The 3325-nt window shown below is 65.5% G+C and carries 1 protein-coding gene and 1 rRNA gene; one reads left to right on the forward strand and one right to left on the reverse strand.

From position 1 onward, the window contains the following. Positions 1-91: ribosomal RNA gene (rrf, locus tag AC1DBL_RS16695) — 5S ribosomal RNA — on the forward strand; the annotation flags it as partial. Positions 92-273: 182 nt separating this feature from the next. Here the strand turns inward: rrf and AC1DBL_RS16700 are convergent. Beyond that, the gene (locus AC1DBL_RS16700) at positions 274-2712 is read right to left on the reverse strand and encodes an HAD-IC family P-type ATPase (RefSeq protein WP_476893647.1); all 2439 of its coding nucleotides are present in this window, start codon (positions 2710-2712) and stop codon (positions 274-276) included. Positions 2713-3325 lie beyond the last annotated feature (613 nt).

Here is a 3325-nt window from a genome sequence, read left to right on the forward strand (position 1 = left end):
GCCCGGTCCCATCCCGAACCCGGAAGCTAAGACCCACAGCGCCGATGGTACTGCACCCGGGAGGGTGTGGGAGAGTAGGTCACCGCCGGACAACCATTACAGCCAGGCCCCGACACACAGTGTCGGGGCCTGAGCCTTTTAACACCCCAAACACGCATAGCGCCCCTCCCGCAGATCCGGCCAGCTGACGAAGGCAAGTCCGGATCTCTGGGCGAGCTGGGAGCCAGACGGAAGAGGGCCTTTTTCGTAACCCAGCCGGCGCCGCCAGCATGGTCAGCGGGGAAACTTGCGGCCGTGGAGCCACGCAAGGAGCTCGATTGCGAGGCCGCCGCCGGCCCCGGTTGCCAGAGCTGCGAGCAAAAGCCCGCCTGGTGGCCAGGAGAGAATGAAGAAATCTTGTGCCAAGGGGATGTTGAGCAGAATGACGAGGGCGGCGCACATCGCCGCCAGTACACCGACCCGGCCGGCGTTGAGCGGCCGGGATACCACCGCCAGGATCCAGAGCCCCACCACTGTGAGGGTGAGAACGGAAGCGGAGCGCACCGCTTCCGGCCCCGGCGCTGCCGCCGATGGCGCGATGGCATTGAGCACAAGCAAGGTGGCCGCGACGATGAGTCCGGCCGGCAGCGAGAACCAGAGTGAGCGGCGCAGGAAACCCGGCTTATAGCGACGGGTGTTCGGCATCAGTGCCAGGAAGAAAGCGGGGATGCCAATTGTGAGGCCGTCCGTGAAGGAGAGCTGGCGGGGGAGAAACGGGAACTGCCACTGCAGCAGTCCGAAACTGACGGCGATGGCAATGGAATACGCCGTCTTACTGAGGAAGAGGCTTGAGACCCGCTCGATGTTGGCGATGACGCGCCGACCCTCTGCCAGCACTTCCGGAAGCCGGTCAAAGCGGCCGTCGAGGAGGACCAGCCGCGCTACCGCCTTGGTAGCCGGCGCCGCAGAATCCATGGCGATGCCAAGGTCTGCCGTTTTCAGGGCGAGGGCGTCGTTGACCCCGTCCCCGGTCATTGCCACGGTGTGTCCAAGCCGTTGCAGGGCAGCGACCATGTCCTTCTTTTGATCAGGGCTGACGCGGCCGAAGACGTTGTTGCCCCCCATCACCTCCTCGAGAAGCAGGGGATCTTCGGGCAGCGAACGTGCGTCGTAGCCTTGGGCCACGTCGAGGCCAACCCGACGCGCGATGGCGGCGACGGTCCGCGGATCGTCGCCGGAGATGATTTTCAACTCCACGCCCTCGGCGCGGAAGAATTCCAGGGTGTCCCGGGCATCGGACCGGGTCTGCTCCCGAAACGTCAGGAGTGCGACCGGCCTGAGACCGTCGGGCAGCGTCGGCGTCTTGCTCGCCCCCGGAGGCGTGTCCGCTCCGGCCAGCAGCAGCGTCCGCAAGCCGGTGCTGGCAAGCTTGCCGGCTTGCTGCAGCACGTCGGCATGGCCTGGCTCCGCTGTCCGGGCCGGTTCGTCGGAGGACCCGGCAGCTGCCCCCGGCGCCGGATCTACGGTGATGCTGTTTCCCGGAGCCAGGATCATTTCCGGCGCCCCGAGAATCCAGGTGGGCGTCGCCCCGTTGCCTCCACCGAAGGTCACCCCGCTCCACTTCCGGGAGGAGGAGAACGGAACGTAGGAGATCGACTGGAATCCGCCGTCGTCCTCGAAAGCGGCGCCGAGGCTCCGCGCCGTGGCGTTTGCCTCGGGCTCAGCGGCAAACCAACCGAGGGCCTGTTGCCAACCTGGATCCGGCGTTGGCGTCAGCTGGTGAACCGCCTCGAATCTCAGGCCGCCCTCCGTCAGGGTGCCGGTCTTGTCCATGCAGAGGACGTCCACCCTTGCGAGGCCTTCGACCGCAGCGAGTTCCTGAATCAAGACCTTGTGGCTGGCGAGCCTGAGCCCTCCGACGGCGAATGCCACGCTGGTCAGCAGCACGAGGCCCAACGGAACCATTGCGATTACGCTGGCGATGACGCCTACCAAGGCTGTCGTCCAGGTGCCTGTGGCGACGGCATCCTGCCAACCGCCCCGCGCCTGCAGCTCGCCGTTGACCACAAGGATCGCGACAGGCAGGATCGCCCAGGCTATCCAGCGAAGCACACGGTTGAGGCTGTTGCGGATCTCCGAGTTCACCAGGGAGAACCGGCGCGCATCAGCGGTGAGCCGGCTGGCGAACGACTCCGCACCCACCCGCACCACCCGGGCTTTGCCGTGCCCGGCCACAATGATGGATCCGGAAAGCACGTCCGACCCGGTGTCTTTGGCCACGGGGTCCGATTCGCCGGTGAGGAGGGATTCGTCCGCCTCGAGTCCGGCGGCTTCGAGCACTGCTGCGTCCGCCGTCACCTGGTCCCCGGCACGCAGTACCAGGACATCATCGCGGACGACATCGGCCGTGGCGATCTCCCGGATCTGGCCGTCGCGCAGCACCCGTGCACGCGGGGCATCCAAAACCGCAAGACGGTCCAGGGACCTTTTGGCCCGGAATTCCTGGACCACGCCGATCACCGCGTTGCCCGCGGCAGCCAGGCCGAACAATGCGTCCTGCCAGCGGCCGAGGAGCAGCAGCACGAGGAAGCTTGAGCCGACAATCGCGTTGAAGAGGGTGAGGACGTTGGCGCGGAAGATCTGCCACAGGCTCCGGCTGGTCTTGTCCGGCACCCGGTTGTCGAGCCCACTCTCGATGCGGGCGGTGACGTCGTGCTGCGAAAGCCCGTTCACAGCCGGGCCGGACACACGCCGACTGAGCGGGACTGCTATCTGGCGCCGGCGTTGTGCCCTCACCCCCTGATGGTATCCGCAGCAGCGGCCTAAGGTGACGGAGCATACAGCTCCCACTGACGACGCCGGGTTGCCGCCCGGGCGACAACGGCGCCGGTGCCGCGCCAGTGCGGAGCCCGTACGACGGCGGTGCGGCGCCGGTTCGGCGAGGTTCCGGGGGCGGCCGTAGGGCACCGCGGCGCAGCCGCGAAGCGGGTTTGCGGTTACCGTCGACTGGGTGTATTGTTTTCTAAGTCGCCACGAGGGAGAACAGCGGAAACGCTGGAGGACCGGAGGCGGCCAATCCCCCAAAAATAATTCAAGACCAAGTTCTTTCGGCGGTTCAATCGCTAAAGAAACCTGGTGGGGCTGGTTCGTCTGCTGATGTAGGTCCGGGAAGCCGGATTTGCTTTGGAAGTCGACACCGGGTAAGTTTGAAAAGTTGCTCCGGAGCGATCCTGGACCGTTGGGTTTGGGTGGTGCCGGGTGTGTCTGTTGTTTGAGAACTCAATAGTGTGCCAAGTTTGTTGATACCAATTTTGTATTGAATTGGTTGATTGTGCCGGGCCTGCCA

This window comes from Arthrobacter sp. 10T44 (assembly GCF_056393885.1).